This window comes from Microbacterium sp. NPDC089695 (genome assembly GCF_044749085.1).
GTDB lineage: Bacteria > Actinomycetota > Actinomycetes > Actinomycetales > Microbacteriaceae > Microbacterium.
The window spans coordinates 2463451-2476753 of record NZ_JBIVHG010000001.1; the positions used below are offsets into that span (position 1 = coordinate 2463451).

A 13303-nucleotide genomic window follows, 5' to 3' on the forward strand; every position below is an offset into this window, starting at 1 on the left:
CGGAAAGGCAGGGAATCGGGGCCACCGCGGGGTGTCGTGATGGCCCCGACTCCGCGTCAGTCGGCCGCGCTCTCGGCCGTACGCTCGCGACGGGTGCGACGCGCACGGCGGATGCCCCAGATCAGCAACACCACGAGTGCGGCGATCGCCAACCAGGGGAGGATGAAGCCGACCGCCACGACGAGCGCGTTGAGCGACACCACCAGACCGTTCCATCCGGCGAGCAGCCCGTCGCCGAACCCGGCGGGATCCGCCGTCGTCGGAGCGGTCGCCTCCGTGAGCTGCACCTGCAGACTCGACATCGCGACCTGATCCTGCAGCGCGGTCAGCTGCTGCTGGTACGACTCGAGCTGCGCCTGGCGGTCGGTCAGGGCGACCTCGGCTTCGATCAGCTCCGACACACTGCCGGACTGCGCCATCAGCTCGGTGAGGCGCTGCACGGAGGCGGTCGTCGCATCGACGCGCGCCTGCAGGTCGATCGTGGTCGAGGTGACGTCCTGCTTCGAGATCGAGGTCGAGAGCACCTCGCCCGCGTCGCGCAGTTCGTCGATCACGGCGGTCAGGTCGGCCGAGGGCACCCGGATGCTGATCCAGCCGTAGCCGTCATCGGCGGGCGCAGGAACCGTCGTCCCGTCGACGGCGAGGCTCTTGCCGACCTCGGTGCTCTCGACGTACCCCTCGTGCTCTTCCGCGATCGTGGTGATCGCATCCGCCGCCGCCGCGATGTCGTTCACCTGCAGCGTGACGTTCCCGGTCGCGATGATGTCGCGGCCGGTGGCATCGACGTCGCCCTGGGCCGCCTGCAGCTCGGGGTTCACGGCGGAGGACTCCGGCGCGGCGTCCGAGACGCCCGTCGGTGCGCTGCGGTCGGCCGTACCGGAGCTCGATTCCTCGGAGCTCCAGCCGATCACGCCCGATCCGCCGTCCGCGGTGCTCATGGCGCTGCCCCCGACGGCGCTCAGGATCGGCGGCGTGACGAGCACTCCGATCACGAATGCGGCCGCGATCCCCGCGCCGGTCGCCCACCGTCGGCGGCGCACACGAGCACGGTCCGGCACGGTGGCCGCCGACGGGCGCGGGCGCTCTGCGGCGATCTCCGCGAACACCGCCTCCTCGATGCGGTCGACGGTGGCGTCGGAGAGATTCGGGAGCCCGTCGTTCGTCTTGTCGTTCATGCCTCGCTCGCTTCCTTCACGGCACCGCGCAGGCGGGTGCGCACTCGCGAGAGACGATTCCTGACCACGGCGTGACTGATGCCGAGCTCCTCCGCGGCCGCCTGATAGGCGTAGCCCTCTGCGGCGCAGAGACGGAAGATCTCGCGGTCGAGCTCGCTCAGCGTGCCGATCTCGGTGGCGATCCGCTCCGCGAGGTCCGTCGTGATGACCTGGTCCTCGACGCTGATCGTCGCGGGCAGGTTCTCGTCGGGGGCATCCGCTGTGTGGGCCTGATCACGCCGCCGCTGCCGCATCCGGTTCGCTGCCTGGAAGCGGCAGATCGTCGCCAGCCACGGCAGCACGGACTCGCCCTGCAGCTCGAGCCCGGGCAGCTTGCGCCACGCGGTCACGAAGGTCTCCTGCGTCACATCCTCGGCGTCGGCTGCGGAGCCGATGATGCCGTGGGCGATCCAATAGACCGGCCGGACGTACAGGCGGTACAGCTCGCGGAAGGCGCTTTCGTCGCCGGCCGCGGCCTGCGCCACCCATCTCTGATCACTCGTCTGCACGGGCATCCTTGATTCCGTTCGGTGTCTCTCACCAGGGAAGTGTCGCCGGATGCCCCATCGTCTCAGATCGGTGTGCGCGATTCTCCTGATCGCGACATCGCAGGGTCTAGCATGGTCTTCTGCGAGAGGGAGTATCCCGGATCCGCGCGTAACGTCATCACGAGCATCATCGAAGCTGCTCCGGGCGCGCGACGCACCATGTGCGGGGGAGAGACTTTCGGTCTTCTCCGTACCCTCCCCGAAAGGTCCGTCACGCCTGTGGACATCCCCGTCTGGTTCGAGATCACCTCGATGGTCGTTCTCAGCCTCGTGCTGATCGGCGATCTGCTGCTCATCCGCCTGCGCCCGCACATCCCCTCCACGAAGGAGTCGACGCTCTGGGTCGTCTTCTACGTCGGACTCGCTCTCCTCTTCGCCCTGATCCTCGGCAACGTGGCGGGCTGGCGCAACGCCGGAGACTTCATCACAGGCTGGGCGCTCGAATACAGCCTCTCGGTCGACAACCTCTTCGTCTTCGTGCTGATCATGGCGCAGTTCGCGGTGCCGCGGCGTCTCCAGCAGCAGGTGCTCATGGTCGGCATCATCATCGCGCTCGTGCTGCGCGGTGCGTTCATCCTCGTGGGCGTCACGATCATCGAGAACTTCTCGCCGATCTTCTACGTCTTCGGAGCCTTCCTGATCTACACCGCGATCAAGCAGGCGATGCCCGAGGGGGATCACGACGACGACGTCAAGCGCGAGAACTTCATCGTGAGGCTGCTTCGTCGACGCATCGACATCAGCGAGACCTACGACGGCTCGAAGATCCGCACGACCGTCGACGGCAAGCGGATGTGGACGCCGATGATCATCGTGTTCATCACGATCGGCGTCACCGACCTCATCTTCGCGATCGACTCGATCCCCGCGATCTTCGAGATCACGACGAACGGATTCCTGGTGTTCGCGGCGAACATCTTCGCGCTCATGGGTCTGCGCCAGCTCTATTTCCTGCTCGGCGACCTGCTCGACCGCCTGCGCTACCTGCACTACGGCATCGCCGTGATCCTCGGGTTCATCGGCATCAAGCTCATCCTGCATGCGCTGCACGTGAACGAGCTGCCGTTCATCAACGGCGGGGAGCACGTCGAGTGGGTCCCCGACATCGACAACCTCGTGTCGCTCGGGGTCATCCTGGTGTCGATGACGGTCGCGACCGTCGCGAGCCTGGTGGCGTCGTCGCGCGAGAAGCGCGCAGCACGCCTCTCGACGCCCGTCGACTGAGTCCTCGGCCGAGAGATCGGGCTCTCAGCCGTTCGACCAGAGCGATTCGGCCTCGAGGGTCATGTCGATCACCTGACCGAGCAGGGCGCCCGTCGTGGTCGACTGGAGAAGTCGGTAGCGGTCGTACTCGCCGAGCGGAGCGATCGCGGCGAGTTGCCAGGCCGCGGCGATCGGTTCGTCCGCGAGTTCCGTGTCGGGCGCCCAGGGGCCGTCCGCGCGAGCGAGCACTCGCCGCACGATCGCCTCGGCCTCCGTGCGCAGCGGCGTCAGGGCGTCGTTCCAGACGAGGGCGGGTACGGGCGCGGTCTCGGCCATGGGATGCGGCTCGTCGTCCGCCCAGCGCTCGACCGTGAACCGCCGGGTGCCGACCGCGACGATGTGCAGCACGTCCGCATCGGCCGACACGCTCACGAGCCGCGCCATGGTGCCGATCGTGCTGCGTTGATCGCCTCCGCCGACCTCGTGCCCGCGCTCGATGAGCACGACCCCGAACTGCGGGTCCTCCTCGTCGAGCAGCCGTCCGATCATGGTGAGGTACCGCGGCTCGAACACGCGGAGCGGCAGCGGAGTCGACGGGAACAGCACCGATTCGAGCGGGAACATCGGTATCGCGGTCATGGCCCCAGTCAACACCGCCCGACGTACAGTGAACAGATGCGCAGACCTCAGCCCGTCATCCCCGCGTCCGGTCAGGAGTCGGTCTGGGATTATCCGCGGCCACCGCGCGTCGAGCCCGTGCGGGGTCGCGTGACGATCCGGCTCGGCGGTGAGCTGATCGCCGATACGACGGACGCGGTGCGAGTGCTCGAGACCAGCCATCCGCCCGTGTACTACGTACCGCTCGCCGATTTCTCGGCCGGAGCGCTGGCGGATGCCGCGGGATCCTCGTTCTGCGAGTTCAAGGGCGCGGCCCGCTACTTCGACGTCCGCGGCGGGGGAGAAGTGGCGGAACGCGCGGCATGGAACTATCCGGATCCCTCTCCGGGATTCGAGGTCCTCGCCGATCGGGTGGCGGTGTACGCCGGACCCATGGACGAGTGCACGGTCGACGGCGAAGTCGTGACCCCGCAACCGGGCGGCTTCTACGGAGGGTGGGTCACGGCGAACCTCGTCGGGCCCTTCAAGGGCGTCCCCGGGTCGATGGGCTGGTAGGCCGACCTCGGCTCAGAACGCGCGCAGGTTCGCCTGCAGGCCGCCGTCGACGAACTCGCGACGGAGGATGCCGCGGCGTCGCAGCACCGGCACGAGCTCGTCCAGCGTGCGGTGCAGCGTCACCGGATGGAAGTCGCCCCACAGCAGCACACCGTCGTTGCCCCAGTCCCCGAGCTCCTCGATCAGGTCGGCGAACTCCTCGGCGGTGCCGACGAACCCACTGCGGTCGCTGATCCGTCCGCTCCGCGCGAGGGCGGCGAGATGCGCGCGGAGCGGCGCCGACTCGTCGCGATCGCCGACAAGGCGCTGGATGCTGCCGCGGGAGACGTGCGGGCCGAAGATCGACAGGTCGAGGGGACGATCGAGGTCGAGGCCGGTGAGGTCGGTCTCGAGGTCGCTCGACTGCTTGCGTGCGATCTGCACGAGCGCGGCGTCGTCGGGGTGGGCCGAGGCGGCGACGATGCGGTCGGCCTCCTCCGCAGACGAGGTGATCACGGGCTGGATCGCGAAGAGGATCCTGATGTCTTCGGGTGTGCGGCCGGCGGCACGAGCGGCGTCGTGGATCTTCGCGCGGTACGCACGTACCGATGACTCCGTCAGGGGTGCGAGCGCCAGTTGGACGTCGGAGTTCGCGCCGGCGAATCCGAGTCCACGACCGGAGCCGCCGGGCGACACGATCGCGGGCTCGCCATCGGTGAAGGGGAGTGCGTTGAGCGGGCCGTCGAACGCGAAGTGCGTACCGCGGTGCTCTACGGCCCGCAGGCGCGTGCCGTCGGCGTAGACGTCGGTGGCGCGGTCGCGCACGAGGGCGCCGTCATCCCAGCTGCGCCAGAGCGAGCGGATGCCGTCGAGCCATTCCTCGGCCCGGTCGTACGCCTCGTCGTGGCCGAGCTGTGCGGCCGCCGAGAAGTGTCGGGCGCTGCCCGTGTCGGTGACGACGTTGAGCCCGAGTCGATGACCGCTCAGATGCTGCAGGGTCGAGAACTGCCGCGCCGCGGTGTACGGAAGGTACGCCGCCGGATTCACGGTCGGGACGACCCCGAGGTGCCTGGTCGCCTGGAACAGATACGGTGCGAGGAGCAGCGGATCGTGCTTCGGGCCGCCGAAGGCATGGCGCACCCGCAGGTCGATCGTGTCGGCCGAGCCGAGCGACGGGGCATCCTCGATGATCACGAGGTCGAAGCCGGCCTGCTCCAGCGTGCGCGCCGCATCCTGGTAGATCTCGGGCCTGGTCCAGTCGTAGTCCCAGTCGAGCGAGGGATAGCCCCATCCCTGCGGGCCGAACCCGCGCGCGAGGAACCAGCCGAAGTGCTGCAGGCGGCTCATCGGACGGCCTCGCGGGCGGGTTCGAGCACGCGGGTGAGGTCGGCGATCAGGTCGGCGACGTCCTCGATGCCGATCGACAGGCGCAGCGTCCCCGGACGCACACCCAGCAGCTCGCGCTCCTCGTCGCTGCGGTACGCATGACTCGTCGTCCCCGGGTGGAGCACGAGCGATCGCACGTCGCCGATGTGCGTCATATGCGTGAACACGCGCACATCCTCGACGAAGGCCCTGGCCGCCGGGAGGCCGCCCTTGAGCGTGAACGTGAAGATCGAACCGAAGCCTCCTCGGAGGTACTTCAGGGCCAGCGCATGGTCGGGGTGGCTCTCCAGGCCGACGTAGTCGACGCTCTCGACGGCGTCCTGAGCCGTGAGCCAGCGCGCGACGTCGAGCGCGTTGCGCGACTGGCGCTCGACCCGCAGCCCGAGCGTTTCCGCACCCTGCCCGATCAGGAACGCGTTGAGCGGCGAGGGCGAGGCGCCGAAGCGCGGGGCCACGGATTCGCGAGCGTAGGCGATGCGTGCGTTGCCGCCGTGCCGCGACGCGATGCTCGGGAGTCCGGCGCGACCGGGGAGCACGAGGTGCGGCGCGTTGTGACCGGCCTTCGCCGCATCGAAACGGCCGTCGTCGACGATGACCCCGCCGAGCACCGAACCGTGGCCGGCGAGGAACTTCGACGCGGAGTGCACGACGATCGCGGCGCCGTGCTCGAGGGGGCGCACGAGGAAGGGCGTGCCGAGGGTGTTGTCGACGATGAGCGGTATCGCCGTCTCGTCGCCGATCGCCGCCACGGCGGCGATGTCGAGCACGTCGTTGCGGGCGTTCGCGAGCGACTCGGCGAAGAGCGCGCGTGTGTTGGGGCGGATCGCCGTGCGCCACGCGTCGGGATCGCGGATGTCGTCGACGAACGTGGTCTCGATGCCGAGCCTGGCGAAGTTGTCGAGCAGCAGCCCGCGCGTGCCCTCGTAGATGTGCGTGGAGGAGACGATGTGGTCGCCTGCACCCGCGACGGTCAGCAGCGCGGTCGAGACCGCAGCCTGACCGCTGGCCACCAGCACCGCGTCGGCTCCCGCCTCGAGCGCCGCCAACTGACGCTCGACGGCGCGCACAGTGGGATTGCCCGTGCGGGTGTACCCGAAGCCTGCACCGGTGCCGAAGTGGTGTGCGGCGTGGTCGAAGTCGTCGAACTCGAATCCCGCCGTGAGATAGATCGGGGTCGCGCGTGAGGACGCCCCGTCCTGGTTTCGGGCGGCATGGACCGCCGTGGTGGCGAAACCGGGGGAGTCGACGGTCATGCGGGTGCCTCTCGATGGTGCGGGTCTCAGTACTGTGTCACGGCGCGTCGCACACCGCGGAAGCGGTGGTAACCTGACGTCATGCGGATCGTGCTCCTTCTTAGCGGCCGCGACGAGACCTCGTTCTGAGCCCCTCCTCGTCGCGGAGTCCACTGTGGGCCGAACCGCCAGCTTCAGGAGAATCGCAATGAACAGCCCCGCAGCACCCTCTGCGTCCGCACGTCCTCGCACTCTGGCCGAGAAGGTCTGGGACGACCACCTCGTCGTCAAGGGCGAGAACGGCGAGCCGGATCTCATCTACATCGACCTGCACCTCGTGCACGAGGTCACGAGCCCGCAGGCGTTCGACGGCCTCAGGACCGAGGGGCGTCCGCTCCGGCGTCTCGACCTGACCATCGCCACCGAGGACCACAACACTCCGACGTGGGAGATCGACAAGCCCATCGCAGACCTCACGAGCCGCACCCAGATCGAGACGCTGCGCCGCAACGCCGCGGAGTTCGGAGTGCGTCTGCACTCGCTGGGCGACGCTGAGCAGGGCATCGTGCACGTGGTCGGCCCCCAGCTCGGGCTCACGATGCCGGGCATCACCGTGGTCTGCGGCGACTCGCACACCTCGACGCACGGCGCCTTCGGCGCGATGGCGTTCGGGATCGGCACGAGCGAGGTCGAGCATGTGATGGCGACGCAGACGCTCCCGCTCAAGCCGTTCAAGACCATGGCGGTCACCGTCGAGGGCACCCTGCGACCCGGGGTGACGGCGAAGGACATCATCCTCGCCGTGATCGCGAAGATCGGCACCGGCGGCGGGCAGGGCTACGTGCTCGAATACCGCGGCAGCGCGATCCGGGCCCTCTCCATGGAGGGGCGCATGACGATCTGCAACATGTCGATCGAGGCCGGCGCCCGCGCCGGAATGGTCGCCCCCGACGAGACGACGTTCGCCTACCTCGAGGGGCGCCCGCACGCTCCGAAGGGCGACGACTGGGACGACGCGGTCGCCTACTGGCGCACGCTGCCGACCGACGAGGGCGCAGCGTTCGACGCCGAGGTGTTCATCGACGCCGACGAGCTCGAGCCGTTCGTCACGTGGGGCACGAACCCCGGCCAGGGCAGCTCGCTCTCGGCATCCGTGCCCGACCCCGCCACGATCATCGACCCGAACGAGCGCGCAGCCGCCGAGCGGGCGCTGGAGTACATGGACCTGACGCCCGGGACGCCTCTGAAGGAGGTTCCGGTGGACGCCGTGTTCATGGGATCGTGCACGAACAGCCGCATCGAGGATCTGCGCGCGTTCGCGTCGATCATCGAGGGCCGGAAGAAGGCCGATGGCGTGCGCGTCATGGTCGTTCCGGGGTCCGCCCGCGTGCGGCTCGAAGCCGAGGCCGAGGGACTCGACAAGATCATCACGGACTTCGGTGCGGAGTGGCGCTTCGCGGGCTGCTCGATGTGCCTGGGCATGAACCCCGATCAGCTCGCTCCGGGGGAGCGCTGCGCATCGACCTCGAACCGCAACTTCGAAGGTCGCCAGGGCAAGGGCGGACGCACCCACCTGGTGTCGCCGCTCGTAGCCGCGGCGACCGCGATCCGCGGCACGTTGTCGAGTCCCAGCGACCTGTACGAGATGGCGGAGGTCTGACGATGGAGAAGTTCACCACCCACACCGGGATCGCCGCGCCGCTCAAGCGCTCGAACGTCGACACCGATCAGATCATCCCCGCAGTGTTCCTCAAGCGGGTCACGAAGACCGGGTTCGAGGACGCCCTGTTCCACGGTTGGCGTCAGGACCCCGACTTCGTGCTCAACCAGGATGCGTTCCAGGGCGCGTCCGTGCTGGTCGCCGGCCCCGACTTCGGCACGGGATCCAGCCGCGAGCACGCCGTCTGGGCGCTGCGCGACTTCGGATTCACGGTCGTGCTGAGCCCGCGCTTCGCAGACATCTTCCGCGGGAACTCGGGCAAGCAGGGGCTCCTCGCCGCAACGATCTCCGAAGAGGATCTCGAGCGGATCTGGGCCGAGATCGACCGGAATCCCGGGGCTTCCATCACGGTGAACCTCGAGGACCGCATCGCCACCATCGGCGAGATCCAGGCCGACCTCGGCATCGACGATTACACTAGATGGCGGCTCCTCGAAGGGCTCGATGACATCGGGCTCACGCTGCGCAACGAAGACAAGATCGCGCAGTTCGAAGCCCGCCGCGAATCGTGGCGGCCCCGGACCCTCCCCGTTCAGTGAACGGCGGGACGGGGGAGCCGAGGGCGACCCCGTCCCGATACCGTTGACCGAAGTGAGGCCCGAATGACGACACCCCTGCGCGACGCTCTTGCGGATGGAGTCCCAGCGTTGACCGGAGATGTCCTCGCGATTCGCGGAGGCCGCCCGCTGCGCGGTCGTGTCGACGTCAAGGGCGCGAAGAACCTCGCGACCAAGGCGATGGTCGCGACGCTGCTCGGCGAGACCGCCAGCACGCTGCGCGACGTCCCCGACCTCAGCGACGTCGCCGTGGTGCGCTCGCTGCTCGAGGTGCACGGCGTGCGCGTGACGTCGGGCGACGAGCCCGGCTCGCTGGTGTTCGACCCCAGCGGCGTCGAGTCGGCCCACATGGAGGAGATCGACGCGCACGCGGGTGCCTCCCGCATCCCGATCCTGTTCTGCGGTCCGCTGCTGCACCGGCTCGGTCAGGCGTTCATCCCGGACCTCGGCGGATGCCGCATCGGCGACCGTCCCATCGACTTCCACCTCGACGCGCTCCGCAAGTTCGGCGCGATCGTCGAGAAGCTCCCGAGCGGCATCCGTCTCTCCACGGGCGGTGCGCGCCTGCACGGTGCGAACATCCACCTCCCGTACCCCAGCGTCGGCGCCACCGAGCAGGTGCTGCTCACCGCGGTGCGGGCCGAGGGCACGACCGAGCTGCGCAACGCCGCGATCGAGCCCGAGATCATGGACCTGATCGCGGTGCTGCAGAAGATGGGCGCCATCATCTCGTACGAGCCCAACCGGGTGATCCTCATCGAAGGCGTCGAGAAGCTCCGCGGGTACGACCACCGGTCGATCTTCGATCGCAACGAGGCGGCGTCGTGGGCATCTGCGGCTCTCGCGACCGACGGCGAGATCTTCGTCGGCGGCGCGAAGCAGCAGGAGATGCTCACCTTCCTCAACGTGTTCCGCAAGGCGGGCGGCTGGTTCGACATCCAGGAGGACGGGATCCTCTTCCGCCGCGACGGCGAGCTCAAGCCCGTGGTCGTCGAGACCGACGTCCACCCCGGTTTCATGACCGACTGGCAGCAGCCGCTCGTCGTGGCCCTCACACAGGCGAAGGGCCGGTCGGTCGTGCACGAGACCGTGTACGAGAACCGCATGGGCTTCACCGAGGCGCTCGTGAAGATGGGCGCGGACATCGTCGTGCACCCGCGGGGTCTGCAGGCGGGTCCGCGTCGTGTTCCGCGCCGCGATCTCGAGCAGGCCGCCGTGATCACGGGTCCGACCCCGCTGCACGGTGCAGACATCGTGGTGCCCGACCTCCGGGGCGGATACAGCCACGTGATCGCGGCGCTCACGGCGTCGGGCGAGTCCCAGGTCTCGGGCGTCGACATCCTGAGCCGCGGCTACGAGAAGTTCCTCGCCAAGCTCGATGCACTCGGCGCCGACTTCGACGTCGTCCGGTGACGGACATGGGTCGCCGGTCGTCGGAGACCACGCGTCCGAGCCTGTTCTGGCCGGTCGCCGTGATCGTCATCCCGTTGGTCGGCCTGCTGGCGCGCATCCGGGTGACCGGTCGCGAGAAGCTGCCGCAGAGCGGCTCCTACGTGCTCGCCCCGAACCACTACTCCGAGTTCGACCCGCTGATCGTCGCCGTGGCCGTGTGGCGCCTCGGACGCGCGCCGCGGTTCATGGCCAAGGAGAGTCTGTTCCGCGTGCCCGTCGTGGGGTGGTTGCTGCGGAAGACGGGAATGATCCCGGTCGCCCGGTCGTCGTCGGCGGCCGCCGCGAAGCAGACCATGAAGCAGTCGGAGGAGCTCGTGAAGCACGGGCGCGGCGTCATCGTCTACCCCGAGGGAACGCTCACCAGAGACCCGGACATGTGGCCCATGCGCGGCAAGTCCGGCGCCGTGCGCCTCGCGCTGGCCGACGGCATCCCGCTGATCCCGATGGCCCACTGGGGTACGCAGGCGATCATGGGCCGCTACCAGAAGGGCCTCAGCGTGTGGCCGCCGCGCAAGCCTGTCCAGGTCGTGATCGGCGACCCGGTCGATGTGTCCGACCTGCGCGGTCGCGCGGGCGAACCGGCGGCCCTCAACGAGGCGACGACACGACTCATGAACGCGATCACGGAGCTCCTCGAGGGGCTGCGCGACGAGAAGGCTCCGGCGGAGCGGTGGAACCCCGCCGCGCACGGGCAGAAGGAGACGGGACGCCTTGACTCCTAAGCGCACCGTGCCGACCGGACCACGCGTCGCCGTGATCGGCGCCGGGAGCTGGGGCACCACCTTCGGGAAGATCCTCGCCGACGGCGGCGCGCACGTCACGATGTGGGCCCGGCGTGCGGAACTCGCGCACGAGATCGATGAGGCCAAGCGCAACTCCCGCTACCTGCCCGGCATCAACCTGCCGCGGAGCATGACGGCGACGCACGAGCTCGCGACCGCGATGCGCGACGTCGACCAGGTGTACCTGTCGGTGCCGAGCCAGTCGCTGCGTGAGAACCTCAAGGCGCTGCGACCGCTGCTCGCCGACGGCGACGCGAAGATCGTCAGCCTCATGAAGGGCGTCGAGCGCAGCACGGGCCTGCGCATGAGCCAGGTGATCGAGCAGGAGCTGCGGTGCGACCCCGACCGGGTCGCCGTCGCATCCGGCCCGAACCTCGCGCTAGAGATCGCCCGGGAGCAGCCGACCGCCGCTGTGATCTCGTCGCGGAGCCAGGAGACGGCCGAAGAGGTCGCTCGCGCCGCGCGCAACGGCTATTTCCGCACCTTCGTCAACACGGACGTGATCGGCACGGAGTTCGGCGGGGTTCTCAAGAACCTCATCGCCGTGGCGATCGGGATCGTCGACGGCGTCGGATACGGCGAGAACACGAAGGCCTCGATCATCACCCGCGGTCTCGTGGAGATGACGGACTTCGCGGTCGCGAACGGAGCGCACCCCGAGACTCTGCAGGGACTCGCGGGTCTGGGCGATCTGATCGCGACGTGCCAGTCGCCGCTCAGCCGCAACAACACGGCCGGGCGCCTGCTCGGCCAGGGATACAGCTTCCAGGATGTCGTGAAGCAGATGCAGCAGACCGCCGAGGGCCTCGCGTCCGTCGCGCCGGTGCTGCAGCTCGCGCGCGAGTCCGAGGTGGACATGCCCATCGTCGAACAGGTGAAGATGGTGCTCGACGGGAAGATGGACCCCCGCGACATCGCACCCCACCTGACGACGGACGACGACACCCCGCAGGGTGAGAGGACCAACCATGGACAAGCAGACGGTGGTGGTGCTCTTCGGCGGGCGCTCCAGCGAGCATTCGATCAGTTCCGCAACGGCGGGAGGGGTGCTGGGCGCGATTGACCGCGACCGCTACGCGGTGATCCCCGTCGGGATCACCCGCGAGGGCGCCTTCGTGCTCGAGGACGACGACCCGGCGAAGTTCCCGCTCGACGCGGCCCACCTGCCCGAGGTCGTCGACAACGGCAGCCGCATCCTGTGGCCCGAGCCCGGCGGCGAGCGGACTCTGCGCGTGGTGCGCTCAGACGGTTCGACCGACGGTCTCGGTGAGATCGACATCGTGCTGCCGATCCTGCACGGTCCGCACGGCGAGGACGGCACGATCCAGGGGTACTTCGACACACTGGAGGTGCCGTACGCGGGCGGCGGGGTGCTCGACTCGGCGCTGTGCATGGACAAGCACTTCATGAAGATCGCCCTGCAGGCCGCCGGAATCGCCGTCGCTCCGTGGGTGACGGTGCGCGCCCGACAGTGGGCCCAGGATGCCGCGAGCGTGCGCTCCGCGGCCGCAGACCTCGGCCTTCCTCTGTTCGTGAAGCCCGCTCGTGCGGGTTCGAGCGTCGGCGTCTCGAGGGTCGAGACGCCCGATGAGCTCGACGCCGCGCTCGCGGTCGCGTTCGCCGAGGACGACAAGGTGCTCATCGAGACCGGTGTCTCCGGTCGTGAGATCGAGGTGGCGGTGCTGGAAGGCGCCGACGGCGTGCGCGCGTCGCTCCCGGGCGAGATCGTGCTGACCTCGCGCGGATTCTACGACTTCGAGGGCAAGTACCTCGGCGGCGACGGCGTCGACGTGGTGTGCCCGGCGGAGCTGGACGACGATCAGGTCGCCGCGATCCAGGATGCCGGCATCCGCGCCTTCGAAGCCGTGGACGGCCGCGGTCTCGCACGTGTCGACATGTTCCTCACGCCGTCGGGCGAGCTGGTCGTGAACGAGCTCAACACGATGCCGGGATTCACGCCGATCTCGATGTTCCCGAAGTGCTGGGTCGCCTCGGGTCTGAGCTACGGAGACCTCATCTCGGAACTGATCGAGGCGGGTCTGCGCCGCTGATCGACG

13 protein-coding genes are annotated in these 13303 nt (G+C 68.9%); 8 read left to right on the top strand and 5 right to left on the bottom strand.

Annotated features, from left to right (window positions below; genetic code table 11):
* Window positions 1–56: 56 nt before the first annotated feature.
* Both ACIPYT_RS11820 and ACIPYT_RS11825 read right to left on the bottom strand, forming a co-directional pair.
* Complete coding sequence (locus ACIPYT_RS11820) at window positions 57–1175, bottom strand: DUF4349 domain-containing protein (protein WP_401074079.1); 1119 nt, start codon at window positions 1173–1175, stop codon at window positions 57–59.
* A complete protein-coding gene (locus ACIPYT_RS11825) occupies window positions 1172–1729 on the bottom strand; it encodes an RNA polymerase sigma factor (RefSeq protein WP_401074082.1) in 558 nt (185 codons plus the stop codon). The genes ACIPYT_RS11820 and ACIPYT_RS11825 overlap by 4 nt, the downstream gene beginning before the upstream one ends.
* Before the next feature lie 252 nt (window positions 1730–1981).
* Here ACIPYT_RS11825 and ACIPYT_RS11830 point away from each other — a divergent pair, with 252 nt between their 5' ends.
* Window positions 1982–2986, top strand: a complete 1005-nt coding sequence (locus tag ACIPYT_RS11830) for a TerC/Alx family metal homeostasis membrane protein (protein ID WP_401074085.1) — start codon at window positions 1982–1984, stop codon at window positions 2984–2986.
* 24 nt (window positions 2987–3010) lie between these two features.
* Here ACIPYT_RS11830 and ACIPYT_RS11835 read toward each other — a convergent pair whose 3' ends face one another.
* Window positions 3011–3604 carry an LON peptidase substrate-binding domain-containing protein gene (locus ACIPYT_RS11835; RefSeq protein WP_401074087.1) on the bottom strand — a complete coding sequence of 198 codons (594 nt, stop codon included), beginning with the start codon at window positions 3602–3604 and terminating at the stop codon, window positions 3011–3013.
* Window positions 3605–3640: 36 nt separating this feature from the next.
* Here ACIPYT_RS11835 and ACIPYT_RS11840 point away from each other — a divergent pair, with 36 nt between their 5' ends.
* Window positions 3641–4138 (top strand): DUF427 domain-containing protein, encoded by a 498-nt coding sequence (locus ACIPYT_RS11840; RefSeq protein WP_401074090.1) that lies wholly within the window; start codon window positions 3641–3643, stop codon window positions 4136–4138.
* 12 nt (window positions 4139–4150) lie between these two features.
* Here the strand turns inward: ACIPYT_RS11840 and ACIPYT_RS11845 are convergent, their stop codons facing one another.
* The gene (locus ACIPYT_RS11845) at window positions 4151–5464 is read right to left on the bottom strand and encodes an LLM class flavin-dependent oxidoreductase (RefSeq protein ID WP_401074093.1); all 1314 of its coding nucleotides are present in this window, start codon (window positions 5462–5464) and stop codon (window positions 4151–4153) included.
* The gene (locus ACIPYT_RS11850; RefSeq protein WP_401074096.1) at window positions 5461–6756 is read right to left on the bottom strand and encodes an O-acetylhomoserine aminocarboxypropyltransferase/cysteine synthase family protein; all 1296 of its coding nucleotides are present in this window, start codon (window positions 6754–6756) and stop codon (window positions 5461–5463) included. The genes ACIPYT_RS11845 and ACIPYT_RS11850 overlap by 4 nt, the downstream gene beginning before the upstream one ends.
* A gap of 187 nt (window positions 6757–6943) precedes the next feature.
* Here ACIPYT_RS11850 and leuC point away from each other — a divergent pair, with 187 nt between their 5' ends.
* From leuC to ACIPYT_RS11880, 6 genes are all read left to right on the top strand, one after another.
* Entirely contained in the window at window positions 6944–8395 is a 1452-nt protein-coding gene (gene leuC / locus ACIPYT_RS11855) for a 3-isopropylmalate dehydratase large subunit (RefSeq protein WP_401074099.1), read from the top strand.
* Window positions 8396–8397: 2 nt separating this feature from the next.
* Entirely contained in the window at window positions 8398–8994 is a 597-nt protein-coding gene (leuD, locus tag ACIPYT_RS11860) for a 3-isopropylmalate dehydratase small subunit (RefSeq protein ID WP_401074102.1), read from the top strand.
* Between the two features lie 63 nt (window positions 8995–9057).
* Window positions 9058–10425: a UDP-N-acetylglucosamine 1-carboxyvinyltransferase gene (gene murA / locus ACIPYT_RS11865; protein ID WP_401074105.1), complete on the top strand. Its 1368-nt coding sequence runs from the start codon at window positions 9058–9060 to the stop codon at window positions 10423–10425.
* Window positions 10426–10430: 5 nt separating this feature from the next.
* Window positions 10431–11186 (top strand): lysophospholipid acyltransferase family protein, encoded by a 756-nt coding sequence (locus ACIPYT_RS11870; protein ID WP_401074108.1) that lies wholly within the window; start codon window positions 10431–10433, stop codon window positions 11184–11186.
* A complete protein-coding gene (locus tag ACIPYT_RS11875) occupies window positions 11176–12309 on the top strand; it encodes an NAD(P)H-dependent glycerol-3-phosphate dehydrogenase (protein ID WP_401074110.1) in 1134 nt (377 codons plus the stop codon). Before ACIPYT_RS11870 ends, ACIPYT_RS11875 begins: the two co-directional genes overlap by 11 nt.
* Window positions 12215–13297: a D-alanine--D-alanine ligase family protein gene (locus tag ACIPYT_RS11880; RefSeq protein WP_401074113.1), complete on the top strand. Its 1083-nt coding sequence runs from the start codon at window positions 12215–12217 to the stop codon at window positions 13295–13297. Before ACIPYT_RS11875 ends, ACIPYT_RS11880 begins: the two co-directional genes overlap by 95 nt.
* Window positions 13298–13303: the final 6 nt, after the last annotated feature.

What these genes read in the sequence shown, in the direction of transcription:
- ACIPYT_RS11820 (WP_401074079.1), bottom strand. Translation starts at nt 1,175, where the DNA reads ATGAACGACAAGACGAACGACGGGCTCCCGAATCTCTCCGACGCCACC.
- ACIPYT_RS11825 (WP_401074082.1), bottom strand. Translation starts at nt 1,729, where the DNA reads ATGCCCGTGCAGACGAGTGATCAGAGATGGGTGGCGCAGGCCGCGGCC.
- ACIPYT_RS11835 (WP_401074087.1), bottom strand. Translation starts at nt 3,604, where the DNA reads ATGACCGCGATACCGATGTTCCCGCTCGAATCGGTGCTGTTCCCGTCG.
- ACIPYT_RS11840 (WP_401074090.1), top strand. Translation starts at nt 3,641, where the DNA reads ATGCGCAGACCTCAGCCCGTCATCCCCGCGTCCGGTCAGGAGTCGGTC.
- ACIPYT_RS11845 (WP_401074093.1), bottom strand. Translation starts at nt 5,464, where the DNA reads ATGAGCCGCCTGCAGCACTTCGGCTGGTTCCTCGCGCGCGGGTTCGGC.
- ACIPYT_RS11850 (WP_401074096.1), bottom strand. Translation starts at nt 6,756, where the DNA reads ATGACCGTCGACTCCCCCGGTTTCGCCACCACGGCGGTCCATGCCGCC.
- leuC (WP_401074099.1), top strand. Translation starts at nt 6,944, where the DNA reads ATGAACAGCCCCGCAGCACCCTCTGCGTCCGCACGTCCTCGCACTCTG.
- leuD (WP_401074102.1), top strand. Translation starts at nt 8,398, where the DNA reads ATGGAGAAGTTCACCACCCACACCGGGATCGCCGCGCCGCTCAAGCGC.
- murA (WP_401074105.1), top strand. Translation starts at nt 9,058, where the DNA reads ATGACGACACCCCTGCGCGACGCTCTTGCGGATGGAGTCCCAGCGTTG.
- ACIPYT_RS11870 (WP_401074108.1), top strand. Translation starts at nt 10,431, where the DNA reads ATGGGTCGCCGGTCGTCGGAGACCACGCGTCCGAGCCTGTTCTGGCCG.
- ACIPYT_RS11880 (WP_401074113.1), top strand. Translation starts at nt 12,215, where the DNA reads ATGGACAAGCAGACGGTGGTGGTGCTCTTCGGCGGGCGCTCCAGCGAG.